Origin of the sequence: Pantoea stewartii subsp. stewartii, assembly GCF_008801695.1 — a bacterium.
GTDB classification, from domain to species: Bacteria; Pseudomonadota; Gammaproteobacteria; order Enterobacterales; family Enterobacteriaceae; genus Pantoea; species Pantoea stewartii.
In genome coordinates this window covers 1-19,415 of the sequence record NZ_VZPF01000045.1, presented here as the reverse complement: position 1 = coordinate 19,415, position 19,415 = coordinate 1, and the positions used below count along the sequence as shown (strand labels likewise).

Annotated in this window: 19 protein-coding genes and 1 pseudogene; 15 read left to right on the top strand and 5 right to left on the bottom strand. The window is 49.8% G+C overall.

The window, feature by feature from the left end:
* Positions 1 to 106: 106 nt before the first annotated feature.
* Complete coding sequence (locus tag F7Q90_RS14480) at positions 107 to 655, bottom strand: RNA polymerase sigma factor (RefSeq protein ID WP_052310157.1); 549 nt, start codon at positions 653 to 655, stop codon at positions 107 to 109.
* Positions 656 to 932: 277 nt separating this feature from the next.
* Here F7Q90_RS14480 and sctW point away from each other — a divergent pair, with 277 nt between their 5' ends.
* From sctW to F7Q90_RS14415, 13 genes are all read left to right on the top strand, one after another.
* Positions 933 to 2,099: a type III secretion system gatekeeper subunit SctW gene (gene sctW / locus F7Q90_RS14475; protein ID WP_006121872.1), complete on the top strand. Its 1,167-nt coding sequence runs from the start codon at positions 933 to 935 to the stop codon at positions 2,097 to 2,099.
* Complete coding sequence (gene sctV / locus F7Q90_RS14470; protein ID WP_006121874.1) at positions 2,100 to 4,253, top strand: type III secretion system export apparatus subunit SctV; 2,154 nt, start codon at positions 2,100 to 2,102, stop codon at positions 4,251 to 4,253.
* Positions 4,232 to 5,167 (top strand): type III secretion system inner membrane ring subunit SctD, encoded by a 936-nt coding sequence (gene sctD, locus F7Q90_RS14465; RefSeq protein WP_006121875.1) that lies wholly within the window; start codon positions 4,232 to 4,234, stop codon positions 5,165 to 5,167. Before sctV ends, sctD begins: the two co-directional genes overlap by 22 nt.
* Complete coding sequence (locus F7Q90_RS14460; RefSeq protein WP_006121876.1) at positions 5,161 to 6,525, top strand: FliI/YscN family ATPase; 1,365 nt, start codon at positions 5,161 to 5,163, stop codon at positions 6,523 to 6,525. Before sctD ends, F7Q90_RS14460 begins: the two co-directional genes overlap by 7 nt.
* A complete protein-coding gene (locus tag F7Q90_RS14455) occupies positions 6,512 to 6,952 on the top strand; it encodes a hypothetical protein (protein ID WP_006121877.1) in 441 nt (146 codons plus the stop codon). Before F7Q90_RS14460 ends, F7Q90_RS14455 begins: the two co-directional genes overlap by 14 nt.
* Positions 6,949 to 7,422, top strand: a complete 474-nt coding sequence (locus F7Q90_RS14450) for a type III secretion system HrpP C-terminal domain-containing protein (RefSeq protein WP_044243053.1) — start codon at positions 6,949 to 6,951, stop codon at positions 7,420 to 7,422. Before F7Q90_RS14455 ends, F7Q90_RS14450 begins: the two co-directional genes overlap by 4 nt.
* Positions 7,422 to 8,432, top strand: coding sequence for a FliM/FliN family flagellar motor switch protein (locus F7Q90_RS14445; RefSeq protein WP_006121879.1), 1,011 nt, complete (start codon positions 7,422 to 7,424; stop codon positions 8,430 to 8,432). Before F7Q90_RS14450 ends, F7Q90_RS14445 begins: the two co-directional genes overlap by 1 nt.
* 2 nt (positions 8,433 to 8,434) lie before the next feature.
* Positions 8,435 to 9,088, top strand: a complete 654-nt coding sequence (sctR, locus tag F7Q90_RS14440) for a type III secretion system export apparatus subunit SctR (protein ID WP_006121880.1) — start codon at positions 8,435 to 8,437, stop codon at positions 9,086 to 9,088.
* Between the two features lie 9 nt (positions 9,089 to 9,097).
* Entirely contained in the window at positions 9,098 to 9,358 is a 261-nt protein-coding gene (gene sctS / locus F7Q90_RS14435) for a type III secretion system export apparatus subunit SctS (RefSeq protein WP_033742539.1), read from the top strand.
* A gap of 2 nt (positions 9,359 to 9,360) precedes the next feature.
* Positions 9,361 to 10,158, top strand: coding sequence for a type III secretion system export apparatus subunit SctT (gene sctT, locus F7Q90_RS14430; RefSeq protein ID WP_006121882.1), 798 nt, complete (start codon positions 9,361 to 9,363; stop codon positions 10,156 to 10,158).
* Position 10,159: 1 nt separating this feature from the next.
* Positions 10,160 to 11,242, top strand: a complete 1,083-nt coding sequence (sctU, locus tag F7Q90_RS14425; protein ID WP_006121883.1) for a type III secretion system export apparatus subunit SctU — start codon at positions 10,160 to 10,162, stop codon at positions 11,240 to 11,242.
* Positions 11,243 to 11,323: 81 nt separating this feature from the next.
* Positions 11,324 to 11,749, top strand: coding sequence for a GNAT family N-acetyltransferase (locus tag F7Q90_RS14420; RefSeq protein ID WP_039339383.1), 426 nt, complete (start codon positions 11,324 to 11,326; stop codon positions 11,747 to 11,749).
* Positions 11,750 to 11,797: 48 nt separating this feature from the next.
* A complete protein-coding gene (locus F7Q90_RS14415) occupies positions 11,798 to 12,280 on the top strand; it encodes a VirK family protein (RefSeq protein ID WP_052310158.1) in 483 nt (160 codons plus the stop codon).
* Between the two features lie 457 nt (positions 12,281 to 12,737).
* Here F7Q90_RS14415 and F7Q90_RS26700 read toward each other — a convergent pair whose 3' ends face one another.
* The 4 genes from F7Q90_RS26700 to F7Q90_RS14400 all read right to left on the bottom strand — a co-directional run bounded on the left by F7Q90_RS26700 (position 12,738) and on the right by F7Q90_RS14400 (position 17,000).
* Positions 12,738 to 13,169 carry a hypothetical protein gene (locus tag F7Q90_RS26700; protein WP_006121887.1) on the bottom strand — a complete coding sequence of 144 codons (432 nt, stop codon included), beginning with the start codon at positions 13,167 to 13,169 and terminating at the stop codon, positions 12,738 to 12,740.
* Positions 13,170 to 13,217: 48 nt separating this feature from the next.
* Entirely contained in the window at positions 13,218 to 14,456 is a 1,239-nt protein-coding gene (locus tag F7Q90_RS14410; RefSeq protein ID WP_006121888.1) for an ATP-grasp domain-containing protein, read from the bottom strand.
* 68 nt (positions 14,457 to 14,524) lie between these two features.
* Positions 14,525 to 15,766, bottom strand: a complete 1,242-nt coding sequence (locus F7Q90_RS14405) for an ATP-grasp domain-containing protein (protein ID WP_006121889.1) — start codon at positions 15,764 to 15,766, stop codon at positions 14,525 to 14,527.
* A gap of 133 nt (positions 15,767 to 15,899) precedes the next feature.
* Entirely contained in the window at positions 15,900 to 17,000 is a 1,101-nt protein-coding gene (locus tag F7Q90_RS14400; RefSeq protein WP_006121890.1) for a hypothetical protein, read from the bottom strand.
* 896 nt (positions 17,001 to 17,896) lie between these two features.
* On the opposite strand from F7Q90_RS14400, the pseudogene F7Q90_RS27715 reads away from it, so the two are divergent.
* Positions 17,897 to 18,763, top strand: a pseudogene (locus F7Q90_RS27715) (glucan 1,4-alpha-glucosidase); the annotation flags it as partial.
* Between the two features lie 51 nt (positions 18,764 to 18,814).
* Complete coding sequence (locus F7Q90_RS27710) at positions 18,815 to 19,312, top strand: glycoside hydrolase family 15 protein (protein ID WP_346265395.1); 498 nt, start codon at positions 18,815 to 18,817, stop codon at positions 19,310 to 19,312.
* Positions 19,313 to 19,415: the final 103 nt, after the last annotated feature.

The following is a 19,415-nucleotide window of genomic DNA, read 5'->3' as shown; positions in this document are numbered from 1 at the left end:
GCGCAGATCCACAAGCTCAAGTCGTAATATTGAGAAGTGTCCTAACAGTGGATTAAACACACATCTCATTACAGACCGTTTCCGGTTTGTTTTACCCCGTTCAGCTTCAATAAAAGACGGACTGCTTTAGTGACACACGCGTCCGTGACAAACGCGAACGTACTGTGCCAACAGGGATGTTTAGACTCTTAGCAATATTCTGATAACTGCCGTCTTCCTCTACTAACATACTGAGCAGCTTACGTGTTTCTTTGGGCAGCAGGGCAATAGACTGGAGCGTAGAGCCGAGAATGCGTTGATGCTCTATGATGTGGCTAGGATCATCCTCCTGATTCAGAACAACATCCTCTTCTAATTCATCATAGTGGGGACGGGAAGACTGCGAACGGAAATGATTACGAATAAGGTTCAGGGCAATACCGAATACCCACGTCTCGGGTCGCGAGGCCCCCGCAAACTTATCACGGTTACGAATGACTTCCAGCCAGGTCATTTGAACTAAATCTTCCGCATCTTCACGATGCGCAACACGCTTTCGAATGAAGTTATAAACGCGGCGTCCATGTTCACGAAAAATTTTCTCCCAATCAATATTATGTGGGGATGGAGGGTTAACGTGTAATGACTCAGTAGGGTGCAGGTTCATTTCTGACATAATACGCTCCGTATCTTAATCCATTTTTTGCCGTTTGGCTTAATGGCGATAGCAAAGTCTGTGCCAGCGATTTTATTTTGTTAAACATTTGAAATTTAACGATTTACATTTTATTTCCCTTCATTTTTTCGCAACTTTTTGCCGTAAGCTCCAGCTAAATCTGCAACTCATTGCAATCTTCTGTAATTAACTCTGTTGCCTGGGAAAATTTATTGGGAACCGGAGCATAAAACACGCCACATATCTGCATCAGCTTCCCTGTATGAGGTTCGCCAGGATGAAAATTGCTCCCGCTGTGCCCGGCGTTCAATCGGCGCATTTGTCTCCCAATACCGTGGTTGAAGAGGCATCGGTATCCGTTGTGAGTGCAGCGTCTTCGGTAAGCGGCGCATCATCAAGAGTGCCCGCCTCACCGCTTGAAGACGCTATGGAAGAGGTCTCAATGACATTTGCTGAACATGTAGAGCGTAAAAACAAAGCGCTTAACCAGCGAAAAGTCGTCGCGCAACCGGGTAGCAAATCAACTCAACATATTGAACGTATTGAAAAACTCTACGAGTTAATGAAGTTGCTTGAGCACCCACAGCATGCTCAGCTGGAAACGCAGAATCAAAAAATGCAGACGTTGCTCCAGCGATCGCCTGCGCCTGACTTAGATGCTCTGCTGGATGTCGCTGGAAAGGATCCAGCCCTTTGTGACGTTTTGTTAAGACATACGATGATAAAGGGGCAGCAGACACAGAATACGTTGATAGTGGAGCGATCGCGGCACAGCATCGAACAACTGCATGAAAAGAAGGGAGCTGAAGTCAACGCAGGTTTAAATACTGCGCACGCCATTGCCAGCTTCAGTACCGATCCGCTGCAGAAGCAAGCGTTGCGTCACCTTTACTATGAGACGATTGTTCATCTGCAATCGGGTAATGCAATGCTGGATGCGCTGCTCAACCGTTTCGGCAGCGTTAATTTCATCCAGGGTCTGCGTACCCTACAGCGAGCACTTTCAGATGATATAGCAGCGCGTAGCTCTTCCATACCGAAACGCGCGCTACAAAAAATCATGGTTAGCCTGCAGGACGCCAGTCATATCAGCCAGACGCTTACAGCAAGCAAAGTTTTAATTTCGCGACTGACCAGTAAGTTGCCTGGTGTCGGCATTACTCCCCTGGATCTCACCCGTCGTTTGCTTAACCTGAGTGGCAATGGTGCCTATTTGCGTGATTTACAAAACTTAACGCGCGATGTAGCCGGCCAGCATCCTCAACATCAGGTTTTGTTTCTCAGTGGATTGGTTCCCCTACTCAGCCATTTGCCTATGGGAGTGTGGCGTGAGGACAGAAATAAAAACCGCCACCTGGCGTTAAATCTGTTACGCACAATGATCGGTGAATATGCAGCTGCTGAGCCGCGTGCGGAGCTCAAACAATCCAGGACGGCAGGGTAAATGAGTTCGTTGTTTGTCTGGTTAAATCGTCTCGCCATTAGTGCGATGCAACGCTCGGAAGTCGTAGGCGCCACGATCGTCATGTCGATCGTGTTCATGATGATAATTCCTCTGCCAACCAGTCTGATTGATGTGCTGATCGCACTCAATATATGCATATCTTCTCTACTTATTGTTTTGGCAATGTATCTGCCAAAACCACTGGCTTTCTCGACGTTTCCTTCAGTACTGCTCTTAACAACGATGTTTCGTCTGGCGCTGTCCATCTCAACGACGCGTCAAATCCTGTTGCAACAGGATGCAGGACACATTGTTGAAGCGTTCGGAAATTTTGTGGTGGGCGGCAATCTGGCAGTAGGTCTGGTGATCTTTTTGATTCTGACCGTAGTGAATTTTCTGGTGATAACCAAGGGTTCAGAGCGCGTGGCAGAAGTGGCTGCGCGCTTCACTCTAGATGCGATGCCGGGTAAGCAGATGTCAATTGACAGCGACCTCCGCGCAGGACTCATAGAAGCCCATCAGGCACGTCAGCGACGAGAGAATCTGGCTAAAGAGAGTCAGCTATTCGGCGCGATGGACGGCGCAATGAAGTTTGTAAAAGGTGACGCCATAGCGGGCCTGGTCATTGTCTTTATCAACATGCTTGGCGGATTCGCCATTGGTGTTCTGCAAAATGGTATGGACGCCAGTGCAGCAATTCATATCTATTCTGTATTGACCATTGGTGATGGTTTGATCGCACAGATCCCCGCGCTTCTCATTTCACTGACAGCCGGGATGATTATTACCCGGGTTTCCGCTGATGGTCAGCAAGTCGATGCCAACATTGGCCGGGAAATCGCCGAACAGTTAACAAGCCAGCCTAAGGCCTGGATTATGTCTGCCGCAGGTATGCTCGGCTTCGCGCTGTTGCCCGGTATGCCCACCGCCGTCTTCATCATCATCAGCTTACTCGCCCTGGGCAGCGGTCTTTTTCAGTTATGGCGCAGTAAACATAACAGAATACGACAGGAGGCCGACCAGCTCCATTTGCAGCAGCTGGCACCAGAAGAAAATGGCTACCAGGATCTGAGGCGTTTCAACCCAACCCGCGCTTTTCTGCTGCAGTTTAGCCAGGTTCATCAGGGTGGTGAGGCTGCCACAACGCTGATACGGGAAATACGTCGTCTTCGTAATCGCCTGGTATACCGTTTTGGCTTCACGCTTCCCGGTTTCGATATCGAGTTTTCGCCCAGGCTGGCTGAGGATGAGTTTCGCTTCTGTGTTTATGAAATTCCTCTGGTGACTGCAACCTTTGGCATTCCATTCGTGGCTGTCAGGAAAAGTGATGTGGATGCCTCGCACGGTGAGGACCATGATGAAGCTGATATTCAACTCAAGCCGGGTATTGCAGACCGGAACGAAGCTCACTATTGCTGGCTGTCACCTGACCACCCACTCCTGCAAAAGGACGAAATGCGCTACTGGGCAGCCGGGCAGCTCATTATGCTGCGCATGGAGCAGGCTATTCACCAGAGCTGCGCGCAGTTTATTGGTCTGCAGGAGAGTAAATCCATTCTTACCTGGCTGGAAAGCGAACAACCCGAGCTGGCTCAAGAATTGCAACGTATTATGCCGCTTTCCCGCTTTGCGTCCGTATTACAGCGACTGGCCTCCGAGCGTATTCCGCTGCGCTCAGTCCGCACTATTGCGGAAACACTTGTTGAACATGGACAACATGAACGAGACAGTGCGGCGCTCACCGATCTTGTCCGTATTGCATTGAAAGAGCATATCTGCCACCAGTATCTGCAACCGAATGGGCTAAATGTCTGGTTACTGACTTCGGAAACCGAAGAGCTCCTCCGTGATTCTTTACGTCAGGCACAAAATGAAACCTTTTTCTCGCTGGCGCAGGATTACGGCATCAGTTTACTGCATCAAATGCGCGATGCCTTCCCTCCTTATGACACGCCACAGGCGTTAATTCTTGTCGCCCAGGATTTACGGAGCCCTCTTCGCGCGCTGCTGAAAGATGAGTTCCATGCGGTGCCGGTTATCTCCTTTGCCGAATTGACCAGTAATGTTGCTATCAATGTGTTGGGGCGGATCGATTTACAGCTATCACCGCCTACGCTGCAGGAAGATGAATCATGCATGAATTACGCGTACTGACAGGCTTGCACCGCGGTGCTGCATTGCCGCTAAGTGGCGATAAATGGTGGATTGGTGCTGATGAACATGCCGATTTAGCCCTTTATGACCCGGGAATAAAGGATCGCCACTGTCAGCTGGTAAAAACCCCGCAGGGATGGGAAGTCAAAGCCTCTGACGGGCCAGTGAAAGATAACGAAGGGCAGCGCTGCGAAGCGCTGAGTAATCTGCAACCTGGCACAGCTTTTGCCGTCGGGCATATCTGGTTGAGCATCGTTGACGCAGCGACGCCTTGGCCGGAGGATGAGGCTGAACTGCTGCATGACGCGGAGTCATCCCATGATAGTGAACCAACTTTGGTTGAGGCTTCAGCCTCAGTTCAACCCGTCTCAGAACACCTTTCGGCGAAGAAGAGCCCATTGCCATTTTGGGCGAAACTGTCTTACATGGGCCTGACGTTGCTGCTGGTTATGATGTTAGGGACCTGGATGCTGAATACCAGCATTGCCTCGCCCTCCGCGCCACCTGCTCCAGGTAAACCCTCGCTAACGAGCGTACCCCGGACGCGCCAGATTATTGCCAGCATGTTGCTCGACCGCGGGCTTAATAAACACGTTTCTCTCACTTCAGATAATCAAAGCGTAACCCTGTCAGGCGGTGTCACCGATGAAGAAAATCAGCGATTACAACGCATGCTGAAAACGCTTTATCGCCATTATGACGTACGGTTACCGATTCATAACCATGTGGGTGCCGCTAGCGTTAAGCTGCCGTTCAATATTGTGCAAATTACCAGCGGTGCTCACGCCAACATCGTCACTGACAGTGGTCAGCGTATATTTATAGGCGATGAAGTAGACCAGTTACGTCTGGTGGCAATTAACAGCGACAGCATTGAGTTTGCAGGGCGCGAAAATATCCGGGTGAAATGGTAATGGATACCTTAAGCCAGGATTTGAAACAGTGGTCGCTGAATCACCAACAGCGGCTTGCCCGTTATAAGCCCATCAGACGTTATGGAAAAGTCACCGGCATCAATGGGATTCTTATCGAATGCAGCCTGCCGGGCGCACGTATTGGTGATTTGTGCCTCATCCAGCGCAGTGAGGGTGACGCTGTGTTGTCCGAGATTGTAGGTTTTAGTGCAGAACACATTTTGCTTTCTGCACTCGGCGCTTTAGACGGCATATCTCAGGGTGCCCTTATCACACCCCTTTATCTCCCTCACAGCATCTGCGTGAGTGAACGGCTTATGGGGAGTGTACTCGATGGTTTTGGGCGCGCACTGGAACCTGGCGGCTACAGCGCCTTCGCTGAGCCGGGCCTTCAGTGCACTACCGTACCCGTCCTGAATGATGCACCTCCTCCTACAGAGCGACCGCGAATTGATACCGTTTTGCCAACCGGACTGCGGGCGATTGATGGTCTTTTGACGATAGGCAAGGGCCAGCGTGTTGGCGTTTTCGCCGGAGCGGGTTGTGGTAAAACGACGCTGCTGGCAGAACTGGCAAGAAATTCACCCTGTGATGTTATCGTCTTTGGTTTGATTGGCGAACGTGGTCGAGAGTTGCGCGAATTTCTCGATCATGAGCTGGACGATACCCTACGTAAACGTACCATTTTGCTATGCGCCACTTCAGACCGAAGCAGTATGGAGCGCGCCAGGGCCGCGTTTACAGCCACTGCCATTGCCGAGGCGTTTCGTGCTGAGGGCAAAAGCGTGCTGCTCATCATCGACTCTTTAACCCGCTTTGCCCGTGCCCAACGTGAAATAGGTCTCGCCTTAGGCGAACCGCCGGGACGTGGCGGGTTGCCGCCTTCTGTATATACGCTTCTGCCGCGCTTAGTAGAACGAGCCGGACAGACCCGGAAGGGAGCGATCACCGCGCTGTATTCGGTCTTGATCGAACAGGACTCTATGGGTGATCCGGTAGCCGATGAAGTTCGTTCACTGATTGATGGACACATTGTGCTCAGTCGCCGTCTGGCCGAGCGTAACCATTACCCTGCTATCGACATTCTGGCCAGCCTGAGCCGGACCATGAGTAACGTGGTAGATCAGGTTCACCTCAAGCAGGTGGGGAATATCCGTAGCCTCATAGCCGCTTACAAGCAGGTAGAAGTGCTGATTCGGTTAGGGGAATATCAACCCGGTCACGACATCCTGACGGATGCTGCCGTTAATGCGAACGACACCATCAACCATTTTCTGCGCCAGACAATGCGCACTCCTGAGCCTTTTGAACACATCCTCTCTCAACTTAATGAGGTCAGTGCCCATGCGCCAGAATGAAGACGATGAACTTGCTCAGGAAAACCCATTTGAAAGCCTACAAATGGCCCTGGAGACATTGATTCCCCTACGCCGCCAGCGTTTCATACGTGCTCAGCGCGTACAACGACAGCTGCAAAATAATCTGATTGAGGCTGAGTCACAGCAACACGTTGAAGAACAGCACCTTCAGCAAGCTCAGTTGCACTATCAACGACAACGTGAAGGCTTGCGTAAGCAATCGTGCCGGCAAACGCTCACGGCACAGGTTAACGCAGAGCGTACGGCTCTGGAGACCATGTGTCGGCAGCAGCAGAGCTGTCAGCAGTCAGAGCAACGCTGTCAACAGGTGGCTCATGAACTGACGCAAGCGTCTCAACACACGCGCGAACGGCAAAAAGATCTCGAAAAACTGGAATATTTAGCTGAACACCTGGAGGATGCATGAGAGAGCCATCGTGTTATCCTGACCGGTTACCGTCCCATAAACCTCAGCATCGGCTTGATGAGCGCGCAAGTAAGTCCACATCCGCGTCTTTCTTGCGCAAGCACGAGAGCAAAGAATCGCTGGCCACATTAGGTTCACTGTTTTTGGCCAGCACAACTTCGTACGAGCCCGTTAAGGATCAGCCGCCGGATGCATCGCCCTCGCCGGACTGGGACAGCCTTCATCAGGCGTTACTTGAACACATCGCTGACCATGCAAACGAAGACTGTGCTTTTACCCTTATGCTGCCTGAAGCAGGCGAAGTTGACGTCAGGCTCGCCCGTTGCCAGCCGGCCGGATGGGATATTGCGCTGCGCTTTTCGCCTCGCGTCTGGGATCACTGGCAGCGTCGTGAAAGACAGTGTCGCCGCCAGTTGAGTCAGTCTTTTGGTGCACCTGTCCGTCTCAGAATTGAACAGGGTAGCCTCTGATGGGCAAGATAACGCGACGACATTTCCCACTGGTGAGCCGGGCCAGTATGCAGTCACAGAATCAACTGGCGTGCAAATATTCATTTCCTTTCACGTTAGGTGATGAAGTCGGAGCACTGTCTCTTTTGCCTGGACACCTCTCCTCTCCGATCGCCCTGACTCACTGGTCTTGTGCACTGGGAAACTTTTCCCTGGGTGACGGCATACCGCTGCTTAATATGTTGTCGCTGTCACCTTTTACCGATCAGGATGTGCAGTCGCCTGCCTGTGAGTGGGAATTGATATTATTTAATCAATACCTCAGCCCAGAACTGGCGAACTTGTTTGGTGAAATAAAACGCTGCGACAGAGCTGAAAAGGATGTGTTAAGCACGAGGCTTATTGTCAGGCTCGGAGAGCGTCGTGTGGAAGGCAGACTTTATCTCAGCCATACGAGCCTGGCACACTGGCTCAGGCAACCCGGTTGGCAACCTCAACGATATACGCTGCCAGACACGCTGACTTACGTCAGGCCGTTAGTGCTTGGCCGCATCACTCTGCATACCTCACAGCTACATGCGCTTCAGGAAGGCGATGTGCTTGTTCCCCCCGTTAACTATTTTAGCCCGGATGGAAAAGGCTGCGTCAACATTGCTGGATATGAGCTGGTGGGGACACTGCAGTTGCCTCATCACTTTGTGATTACTCATCTGGAGAGAACCGCTTTGAATCCCTATGAAACTGAAGGCTCTGACGCTGTTTCCAAACGGGAACATCTTGCATCGGATGATCATTTCTCGTTAGCCATGCTGCCATTGTCGCTGGAAGTCCGATGTGGCCGGACACGCCTTACTTTAGGAGAACTGCAACACCTCCAGCCGGGCAGCGTGTTGACGCTCGATAACATGACGCCTGGCGAAGCTGATTTATATTACGGCGAGACATTAATCGCTCAGGGTGAACTTGTGGATGTGGAAGGGCAACTTGGATTACAGCTCACCCGTCTCCTGCTGACATTACAGCAGGTATGAGTATGAGTACTGAACAATTCGATCCCATGACCTTTGCTCTTTTTCTGGGCGCGCTGTCACTCATACCTATCCTGATGATCGTCTGTACCTGCTTTTTAAAAATCTCTATGGTGCTGTTGATCACACGTAATGCTATTGGGGTCCAGCAAGTTCCACCCAACATGGCCCTTTACGGCATTGCACTGGCGGCAACGCTGTTTGTTATGGCTCCCGTTTTTAATCAGATGCAGCAGCAGTTCAGTCAGGCGCCCGCAGATTTCTCGAATGTGGACAACCTGAGAACCAGCATCACCAATGGCGTAACACCGTTACAGAAATTTATGGCGCATAACACCGATCCCGACATTTTGATTCACTTGCAGGAAAACAGTGTCAGGATGTGGCCGAAGTCCATGTCAGAAAATATCAGTAAAGACAACCTGTTACTTGTCATACCGGCTTTCGTTTTGTCGGAATTACAAGCTGGATTCAAGATTGGTTTCTTAATCTATATCCCGTTTATTGTTATCGACCTCATTGTTTCAAATGTTTTACTGGCGCTGGGGATGCAGATGGTGGCCCCGATGACACTTTCCCTGCCCTTAAAAATGTTGCTCTTTGTGCTTATCAATGGCTGGACACGCCTGCTGGATGGCCTGTTTTATAGTTATCTTTGAGGTGCAAGCATGGAAATAATGAATCTCTTTAAACAGGCGATGTTACTTGTGGTTCTGCTTTCTGCTCCGCCATTGCTGGTTGCCGTCATTGTTGGCGTGTTGGTTTCTCTGCTTCAGGCCGTCATGCAACTTCAGGACCAGACCCTGCCGTTCGCGATCAAACTCGTAGCGGTAGGCATTGCACTGGCATTGAGTGGTCGCTGGATTGGAGTTGAGTTGCTGGAGTTGGCCCAGCAGGCTATGGCCATGATTCCTCAAACTGGCGCTTAATCATGGCGAACACTGTCATCCACTTACTCTATGAATATCTTTTCGCCCTGGCGCTGAGTGCCGCACGTTTATATCCCTGTCTGATCCTGGTGCCGGTATTTTCTTTCAATATCCTTAAAGGGATTGTACGTAGCGGGGTGGTATTAGCGCTGGCAATCGTCCCGACTTTGGGTTTACAGGCACAACTGGCTTTACAAATGCCAGGCTGGCCGCAACTTATTGCGCTTATCCTTAAAGAGGGGGTGATTGGAATTCTGCTGGGATTGGTGATCAGCATGCCCTTCTGGTTATTTCAGTCAGTCGGTGCGCTGTTCGATAACCAGCGTGGCGCCCTCATTGGGGGACAATTGAATCCGGCACTCGGTAGTGACGTGACACCGCTGGGACTTCTGCTTCAACAGACACTCATACTGTTTCTCATTCTTACCACCGGATTGAGTGGCGTCACTCAGATTATTTGGGACAGCTATTCTGTCTGGCCGGTAATGCAGTGGTTGCCATTTCCGAATCATAATGGATTTGAGCAATATCTGGCTCTGCTGACTGACACGTTCAGTCATATTATTATTTATGCTGGTCCGCTGGTGGCATTACTACTCATGATGGATTTCAGTATTGCGATTCTCAGCCTGTATAGCCCTCAGCTACAGGCTTTTGTTCTGTCGGTTCCCGCAAAATGCCTCCTCGGTCTGCTGTTTTTTGTACTTTATATCCCAACGTTAAGCACGCTGGGAGAGGAACGACTGTACCTGCTACGCGATCTCAGCAAACTGATAAAAGGCTTATTGGGGGGGCAGTGACATGTCTGAAAAAACGGAAAAACCTACGGCAAAAAAACTTCAGGATGCGCGCCGTAAAGGCCAGGTTCCCCAAAGCCAGGACGTTCCGAAGCTTCTCATTTGTGCAGGCGTGGTTGAAACCGTAATGGCGCTGGATGATGTTGGCATGCAGAAGCTTCAGGCTCTTATGATGTTGCCGCTTATGCGCCTGAACCAGCCTTTTGAGCAGGTTCTCAGCGAGCTTGCTGGTAGTGCTTTGCTTATTGTTTCAACATTTTTTGGTATTACTGTGGCAGTGGCTGCGTTACTACGTATTATCGGCGGTTGGATACAATATGGGCCTTTGTTTGCAACAGAAGCCCTCAAGCCTGATTTTAATCGCCTGAATCCCGTGAATCAGTTCAGGCAGATGTTTTCTGTGAAGAAACTCACCGACATGCTTAGTAGCATGCTAAAAGCTGCGGCAATATGTACTATTTTTATTTTAGTGCTGAGTACCGATCTTGAGTCTCTTTCCCGTCTTGCTTATGGTGACCTGAACAGCTTTTGGCCTGCGGTGGAGGTTCTGCTCACCCGCGTTTCACGCCAGACACTGTTGACCTTATTGATAATGACCCTCCTGGACTTTGGCCTGCAGAAGTATTATTTCCTTAAGCAACAGCGTATGAGTCATCAGGACATACGTGATGAACATAAGCAATCCGAAGGTGACCCTCATATGAAAGGACATCGTCATGCTGTTGCACAAGAGTTGCTGAACGCGCCTGTACAGGCTGTGAAGCGAGAGCCGCTTGAAAAGGCTGACCTGCTTCTGGTCAACCCTACCCATTATGCTGTTGCGCTCTACTATCGTCCTGAGTTAACGCCCTTACCACGTATCATATGCAAAGGTGAGGACAGTGATGCTAAGACGCTGATTGTCCGGGCACAACAGGCTAAAATTCCCGTGATTCGCTTCATTTGGCTGGCCAGAACGCTTTATCAATCCCAGGAGGGGCAACTCATCCCCAGGCATACTTTGCAGGCCGTCGCGAGAGTTTATCGTGTGTTGCGTGAACTGGATGACCCATCTGACGAGGATGTGATCGAACTGGAAGCAGAATAATGGAACTTAATGCCACATCTCGCCACTTACACGTTTTAATGCTGAGGTAGAGCAGATTGCTGTTAACAAGGAACAGGGTACGTGAAGATGATAATAACAGCTACTCCTCATCCTGACGATGTGGCTGAAATACATAAGAAATTGATGGCATTTAATTCCCGGTATGTCGACCCTGATGAAAAAAAAGACATTGCTCTTTTCATTAATGATGATGATGGCAACAAAGTGGCTGGCTTAGTCGCTATTACATGGGGTAACTGGATGCATATACACTTTCTGTGGGTCGACGAATCACGTCGAAAAACAGGGCTTGGCGCGAGGATGCTGCACGCTGCAGAACAGGAAGCATTAGCACGTGGTTGTAAAGGCGTTTTCGTTGATACATTCAGTTTTCAGGCGCGTGAATTCTATGAGAAACAAGGCTACCTGTTGCAAATGACGATCGAGCAAATTCCCCATCATCATCGCCAGCACTTTTTAATTAAACAGTTAGAATGTGCGGTTTAATTATTACTCAGTGATGTTATTAAATGTTTTTAATAATGGAGAAAGAAAATGTTGCTCTCTAAGCAATCTGCTTCATCAGACAGAAAGTACAGACTGTATGCCAGTAAATTCGCCATGTTGGCTACTTTTTTATGCATCTTTTCCCAGTCTGCTTTTGCCAGTACGCTCAATACGGTTTCTGAGATTAACCAGGCGTTAATGAAAGGAAAAGACATTAATTTGTCTATCGATTTAACGCAGTGTTTCGATCGGGAAAACAATATCAAAGGTACCATGAGAGGCGGTATGAAGATTACGTCATACCTGATCAGACCTGACGGTTCTCTGGCTTTCTCAGATATGCACCAAACGGTTAATAATAAAGATAAACCGCAAGTCCAGTTTTTGCGCTACCGTTCAAAGGATGAAAACACCATAGGATTCTCCATGCGGACGTTTACTTTGCCAGACTGGAAGCCCTACGGCAATCCCGCTCAATACGAGTGTGCCATTAATAAAGGGATCGTGTTCTATTCTCACGATCAGGACTAACGGTTTTTCGGCTTAACTGCCCTACTGGTATTTATTTGCGGGTTTTTATTTCCTTGCAATTAAACAATCAGAAATAAATAACGGGTTTTACAGAGTAGTATGAGCTAACGGGGCCTGCACTATAAGGTGGAGTCTACACATTTAGCGGCGGGCCCCCTCTTCCCCTGTTAGTCACCAATTCTTTTACACCCGAGCTTTATTGTCAGAATTCACGTAGTGCTGTCCCTGGACTGTACAACTCGTAACAGCCTGCCCGGACAGAGAAGGTGCCGTCGCTTCCGGCGACAGTGAGGCCTTTTCTGAACATATATGATGCTCAGCGTGACGCAGATGTGCGCCGCCTGGGCGAATGCGTATGGCTCCACCAGATCAACGCAGATCACGAGTTTAGCAACGTCCGCTGCTGGCACAAAACGGACGTTTTAATCTGAATTAACCCCTGCAGTGAGAGCCGTATTCATAATGCCGCTTCAGCGGCATGAAGGTGCCAGATGACGTAAAAGATGGCGCAGAACTGAACGGCGCCGTACGCCCGGCGTAGCCGGTTACAGACGCATAAATCGTAGCCTACCCTACCCGTTCCCTGAACAGCCCTGCGAGCCTTTGGCATGCCGTTAGCCTGCAACATCATTGTCATCAGTAAAACCCGCGCACTGTCCAGAGATACGGTACCCAGTTTTCTGGCCATCCGTTCACGAAGCAGACAGGCCGCGTGATCGAATACCAGTACTTCTTCGACCTCTAGCTGCTCGGGTGGATAATCTGTCCGCAGTTCATGCAAAGCCTGCTGAAGAAGCTCCTGACTGGTTCCGTATGCCAGCTGTTCGCCGCTGGACTGCCGTGTTTTTTGGGGCGTTTTTCGTTTGCGGGATTTCTTTATTTTTACCATGATGCTTAGCCAATAGTGAAGAACATGGCATCCCTGCACAATAAAGACTCAATCGGGGCTTACCGTAACGGAGTAATCAGCAACGATAAGTTTCAGATCCCGCGCCACGCTTTCCCGGTCACCACAGAAGACAAACGAGCCAAGACAATCCTTATGACAGAAGAACGCCCCTGACGCCACCTCGCCCAATTTGGGAAGCTGCTGCATCTTCAGCGTTGGCAGCCTGTCCACGGAAGGAACAGTCAGCCGGGAAACATAAAGTGTCTCTTTGGCAAGGTGCTTTTTAGGAAAGGTCATATATCCCCACGCCTCGCCCTGGGGTGCAAAATGGCGTCCCACTTCCAGCCCCAATTGCGTAGCCAGATGTGTGAAACGCAAATCTACTCTCCAGGCAATAGCGATCATTTCTACCGTCGCTGCCCCGCCGGGCCGGTATGCAATCTCAAGTAATTCTACCCCCTGCCCGTCATCACCAAATGCTTCAATATGATAAACGCCATCCGGACCGCCAAAAGCCGCTAACACCTTCTCAGTGAAAGGCCGCCAGATGTGCCGCAAATCGCGCTCCTCCACCGAAAAAAATCCCAGTGGATGCTCATCGAGGTAATCGATAGGTTTACCAATATATTTTCCCGCCGAGAGTAGCGCGAGCCGTCCTTCCAGCATTATCGCATCAAGCTGATAAACCGGCTGGGGATTGTAGCTCTCAAAAAAATATTGCTGCTCATCCATATCGCGATAGTCATCACCTTCGGTCGGCGTGATTGCACTGAGTTGCCCGGCATCAGTGATAATTTTCACCCCAACGGAGCCTGCCAGCGAGCGAGGTTTCATCACCAGCGGAAAACTCACATCGCCACGTTTAATCGCCTGCGGGCTGATTTCCCGTGCGGTGAGGATGCCTGCGCGACAGGCAATCTCTTTCATCTTCTTTTTATCGCGAAATCGGGCCGCCATATCAAAGGTTAGTCCCGGCAGTTGCCAGCGATGGTTGGCCCAGGCCGCAATCCATACGGCGAACTCATCATTGGGAATCACCCGCGTGACTGAAAATGACTGTGCAATCTGGCTGAACACATCTTCCACATCGTGATGGCGGGCAAAATCCCTGACGATAAAGACATCCTCGCGATGCAAATCATCTGCCGCCTGGTTTTTCAAATCTTCAAGAAGATAGATAAACCGCCACGGCCGGTTGGGATACGCTGTCTTGATGTCAGTGACCACCTCGCCGACATCCAGTTCTGATGAAACGATCAGGATGGTCTGCATCTCTTTTTTACTCATTCTTTGTCACCTTGTCCTGACTGTAAGCGCGATTTTTGTTCACAGCCGTTAAGTGACCATTCTCAATATTAAGGCTGATACTCCGGCGCAACCTGTACCAGATAATGTGCATTCAGATAATTCACATCTCTTGAAACCTGCTCGCGATCGCCACAAAATACAAAGGATCCCAGTGAGTCTTTGTAGCAATAGAACTCTCCTGAGGCGATATCTCCGGCAACGGGAACCTTATGCGACTTAAGCGTTGCCATATGCTGTAATGGCGGCAGGTGGACACGGGTGACATAAAGTGTCTGAGTAGCAAGATGTTTCTTTGGAAAGGTCATATAGCCAAAGGCTTCTTCCCTGCGCTGAACGAGAAGACCAACATCAAGTCCCAGTTGCGCAGCCAGATGAATATGTTTCAGATTCAGCCCGTACACCATCTCGACCATTTCCACGATTGCCGCACCGCCGGGACGCCAGGCAATTTCGAGTAATTCCACGCCCGCACCGGAATCAGCAAAAGCTTCGATGTGGTAAACCCCCTCCGGCGCGTCGAAAGCAGCAAGAACTTTTTCGGTAAAAGGTTGCCAGACATCCTCAACGGTATGATCACAGACTGACAACACACCGACAGGCTTTTCCTGCAAAAAGTTAATCGGCTTACCTAAATATTCACCGACGGAAATAAATGAGAGACGACCATTAATCACTACACAATCAATATGATAAATTGTGTTTGGATTATATTGCTCAATTAAGTATTGCCGCTCATCCATATCGCGGTATTCCGGCGACCAGTCAATATCTATATCGGCAAGCTGCTTTGCATCAGAGACGATTTTTATGCCCATTGAGCCTGCCAGCGAACGTGGTTTTACTATCACCGGAAAGGCAACATCTCCATTTTCGATATTCTGAAGAGTTATTTCCCGCGCGGTGGCAATGCCAGCCTGCTGCGCCAGCTCTTTCATGCGTTTTTTATCGCGAAATTTCCTTGCTTCCGCGCAGGTTATTCCGGTTAATTGCCAGAAATCATTGGCAAAGGCAGCCACGTAAACCGCAAACTCATCGCAGGATATGACCAGCGAGACATCATATTGCTGATCGATCTTATGCAATACCGCCTTAATATCCTCCAACGCGGCGAAGTCACGCACAATAAAATTTTCAGGCCGCTCCTTTTCACAGGTGGCCACACCAAGATAATCCTCTATGAGATAGATAAAATGATGTGTTTTAAGCCCGTGCATGGCCTTGACGGCCTCAACCGTTTTCGCCGCATCCAGCTCGGAGGAGACAATCAATACTGTCTGAGTGGGTTGCATTTTGACATCCTGTTATTTTCCTTTTAATTGTGTAAAACGTTTTATGCCGTGATGCAGAGCCAGATGGCTCTGCGTGAGATCAAATGCTTTTTATCCATTGCATACGGGACAATGGCTGTTATGAGTAGAGTTATCAGATATAGCTCTTCAGACTTCCGCTTCGCTTCACATCCAACGTGGCGCAGTGGAATGAACCACCAAATGTCTGGAAATGCTTAAACGGACAAAGAACGGTTCTGAAACCCCATTTACGGAAGGCAGAAATCAGTGCTTCTTCATCTTTCTCAACCACCACGGTTTTTTCATCCAACATCAGTACATTCACGTGGATCCATTTTGAGGTGATGTATAAAGGATGGTCGTCCGGCAGATTAGAAGCAGGCGGATGCAATATTTCCCAGTCTCTGAAAATATCAGGGATCTGCGGTACCCAACCTTTATTAATTAATACGCGGCCCGGTGCCAACGGCAATATCGTCGTATCAATATGCATGGGACCTGGCTCTTCAAACTCATAGATATGGACGCGATAATCAGGCCCCAGCGTTCTGCGCAGCCACTCGATACCTTTATTATTGGTGACATGACTACGCTGACCTATAATGTCCCGCCCCATTCTCATAAAGTCGGCTGCGTCAAAAAGTGGCTCTACTTCGGTAATGATCGAATTAAAGGGGAGTTCCTGTTCGAAGTCATACTCTGTTTGCCACACATCATCTTTCAGCATCGGCTTGGGTGCAGAAATCCACTCCGCCCCTCTGGTGAAATAATCATTCAGGATGCTGCGAAAGGCGAAGGTTTCGAAATAACGGCTGCGCCATGACATCGGCACTTCAATGATTTTCTTTCCGATAGCAAACAGGCAGTCTCGCGGCATCGCGGAATAGAAGGTTCCACCGGTGGTAAAGTGCGGTGTGACGATCGGCTGATGATGATTTGACTCATCAGGGCGGCGTACTCTGATCCCTTCAGCTTGCAGGATTTCGGCAAAGGTATTCACTTCCTGCCTGGCTTTAACTACGAGTTCTTCCGGGAAACGTTGCCCGGAATACTCACGGAAAAAACCACTGGTTTCCTTAGGAATAATAGCTTTAAGGCCGGTGTCCCAATCCGGAACACGAATATCGTCCATAATCCCGACAATGACCTCTTCAAGTGGGTCCCATTCCGTATAAACTTCCACCGGGCTTTCATCTGTTGAAAAACAGGAGGTCTCTTCTTTTTGAAACTGCATGCTTTACCTTTAAAGTAATGTAATTTTTTGAACACTTTTCCTTAACATACTTAAACCGTCACGTTGCTGAAAAAAGCCCTTAGCAGCTGAACGAGTAACAGCAAACTGGCGGCCTGGCACAGTATTCTCCTGGCAGATGATAAATATAATCACTTGATAATTATTATAAAATCATCTGTATTGGTGGGTGGTTAAAGACGGATATGAGTTCCCGGTTAAGTTTCTTATAGGAACAATCCTGGTTAGTTATTAATTATTTTAAATAATCATTAAAAACTATTGGCAACGCCGCGGGGCTGAACAGACGGGCTGAGTTGCGCTGGCACCGGTGAGATTCCGGTGCGCCATAACCGCCATGCATGAGAAATATTTTTTCGTTGCAAAAGGACAAAAAGTACGGCAAGGCATCAGAGCCATTCAGCAACGTCACTGCGTACAGAAGCTATCATAGCGTGGCGGGCCCGGTTAACACGGGCGTAATCAGGCGGGTCTAATAGCCCCGGGACACTGAACAAACAGCGTCCGGGGTAATTTAACTGTCAGACAGGCTTTGTTGAATAAATGGATTTTATGCTGTGGTACTATGAAAACGGTTGTTTCAGATAACATAAAATCAATGCGTTACATGCTTGCGTATGACGGTGTTCTGTCTGGCATCAGCGTTTTCTACCAAAACAGTGCAGACAAAACAGAATGATTACCTATTATTCAACAAAGCCCCGGAAATGTTACAGCGGCTATAACCCTATTAGGTTCGATACTAAAATCATAAGATTTTAACTTTAACCAAGTTGCTTTGGTATAGAAATATTTCACTCTTGCCCGCGATAAGTCAGGATGTTATTCGCCTCTTCGTGGTTAAGATTTTTTCTGCACACAGCCAAGGTATTCTGAATATGTCAAATTCTGACAGCGACGCCCTACCGTTGCAAACGTGCGCAAGCGAGGACGCCCAACAACAGCGCGCCATCATTGACGTAGCGCCAGGAAAGCCAGGGATTGAAGCCCGCTGGACATCGAGTGCCAAGAGCGGAATTGGCACCGCCCTTTCACCTGATTCCCGCGTCTGGTTCACCTTAAGCCACGGCATTCTCAACGAAATTTATTATCCGCGCGTTGACAGCGCCTGCACCCGCGATTTCGGGTTCATCATCACCGCCCCTGAAGGTTATTTTTCAGAAGAAAAGCGCGATTGCTCGACAGAAACCCATACGGTCTCGCCAGGCATTCCGGCCTTTTCGATCGTTAACACGGCCCGGGATGGTCGCTACCGGCTCGAAAAAGATATCATCACGGATCCTGCCCGTGACTGTGTCCTGCAACGCATCCGTTTCACCGCGCTAAAGGGGGATGTTGCGGATTACAAGATCACCGCCCTGCTCGCTCCCCATCTGGTGAATGCCGGGCAAATGAACACCGCATGAATCAGTGAATTTGAAGACAGGCCCGTGCTTTTCGCCACGGGTCGCTCTCGTTACTTAGCGCTCGTCTGCGATATACCCTGGACGGCAATGAGCGTGGGCTTTGTCGGCACGTCAGACGGCTGGCAACAGCTGAAAAAATACGGGCGCATCGCGAACTCGTATCAGCGCGCGGACGATGGCAATGTCGCCCTTGCCGGTGAGCTGGCATTCACTAGTGCCTGCCGTGAAGCCATGCTGGCAATCGGGTTCGGCCAGACGGAATCCGAAGCCGCAGCGGCGGCAACCGCCAGTCTGAAAGCAGGCTTTGACAAAGCCCGCAAGCACTACATCAGTAACTGGCAAGCATGGCAGAACACGCTCATTCCACTCGATCAACCCGAGCGGAACGGTGTGAATACATACCGGGTGTCAACCGCAGTTCTGGCCTCGCATAAAGCAGCCGATTGCCCCGGTGCCATTGTCGCGAGCCTGACGATTCCGTGGGGATTTTCCAGGGGCGATGACGATCTGGGAGGCTATCATCTGGTCTGGCCGCGTGACCTGGTCGAAACGGCTGGGGGATTCCTGGCAGCTGGCGATGCCAACGAAGCACTCGCCATACTGGATTATCTCCGACGCGTTCAGGAGCCCTCCGGGCGCTGGCCACAGAACCTGTGGCTCGATGGAAAACCATACTGGTCAGGTATCCAGATGGATGAGTGTGCCTTCCCTGTTCTGCTAGCCGATATGCTGCACCGACTTGGTCATCTCGATAAAAAAGCGCTGAAACACATTATGCCCATGCTGCGCGGTGCGGCCCGCTATATTTTGACCAACGGCCCGGCGACCGGCGAGGATCGCTGGGAGGAAGACGCGGGCTACAGCCCTGACGAATCCCCACAAAAATGAGACAGACATAGCAAGATGTGATCTACTGATTCTTCCACAAATTCAATGGGATCACCGCTATGCCTGCCCGTAAAGTATGTCAGAATTTTTTTCAGGATGCTCT

Bases quoted from the DNA above. Each gene is read 5' to 3' on its own strand.
- F7Q90_RS14480 (WP_052310157.1), bottom strand. From the start codon at position 655: ATGTCAGAAATGAACCTGCACCCTACTGAGTCATTACACGTTAACCCT.
- sctW (WP_006121872.1), top strand. From the start codon at position 933: ATGAAAATTGCTCCCGCTGTGCCCGGCGTTCAATCGGCGCATTTGTCT.
- sctV (WP_006121874.1), top strand. From the start codon at position 2,100: ATGAGTTCGTTGTTTGTCTGGTTAAATCGTCTCGCCATTAGTGCGATG.
- sctD (WP_006121875.1), top strand. From the start codon at position 4,232: ATGCATGAATTACGCGTACTGACAGGCTTGCACCGCGGTGCTGCATTG.
- F7Q90_RS14460 (WP_006121876.1), top strand. From the start codon at position 5,161: ATGGTAATGGATACCTTAAGCCAGGATTTGAAACAGTGGTCGCTGAAT.
- F7Q90_RS14455 (WP_006121877.1), top strand. From the start codon at position 6,512: ATGCGCCAGAATGAAGACGATGAACTTGCTCAGGAAAACCCATTTGAA.
- F7Q90_RS14450 (WP_044243053.1), top strand. From the start codon at position 6,949: ATGAGAGAGCCATCGTGTTATCCTGACCGGTTACCGTCCCATAAACCT.
- F7Q90_RS14445 (WP_006121879.1), top strand. From the start codon at position 7,422: ATGGGCAAGATAACGCGACGACATTTCCCACTGGTGAGCCGGGCCAGT.
- sctR (WP_006121880.1), top strand. From the start codon at position 8,435: ATGAGTACTGAACAATTCGATCCCATGACCTTTGCTCTTTTTCTGGGC.
- sctS (WP_033742539.1), top strand. From the start codon at position 9,098: ATGGAAATAATGAATCTCTTTAAACAGGCGATGTTACTTGTGGTTCTG.
- sctT (WP_006121882.1), top strand. From the start codon at position 9,361: ATGGCGAACACTGTCATCCACTTACTCTATGAATATCTTTTCGCCCTG.
- sctU (WP_006121883.1), top strand. From the start codon at position 10,160: ATGTCTGAAAAAACGGAAAAACCTACGGCAAAAAAACTTCAGGATGCG.
- F7Q90_RS14415 (WP_052310158.1), top strand. From the start codon at position 11,798: ATGTTGCTCTCTAAGCAATCTGCTTCATCAGACAGAAAGTACAGACTG.
- F7Q90_RS26700 (WP_006121887.1), bottom strand. From the start codon at position 13,169: ATGGTAAAAATAAAGAAATCCCGCAAACGAAAAACGCCCCAAAAAACA.
- F7Q90_RS14410 (WP_006121888.1), bottom strand. From the start codon at position 14,456: ATGAGTAAAAAAGAGATGCAGACCATCCTGATCGTTTCATCAGAACTG.
- F7Q90_RS14405 (WP_006121889.1), bottom strand. From the start codon at position 15,766: ATGCAACCCACTCAGACAGTATTGATTGTCTCCTCCGAGCTGGATGCG.
- F7Q90_RS14400 (WP_006121890.1), bottom strand. From the start codon at position 17,000: ATGCAGTTTCAAAAAGAAGAGACCTCCTGTTTTTCAACAGATGAAAGC.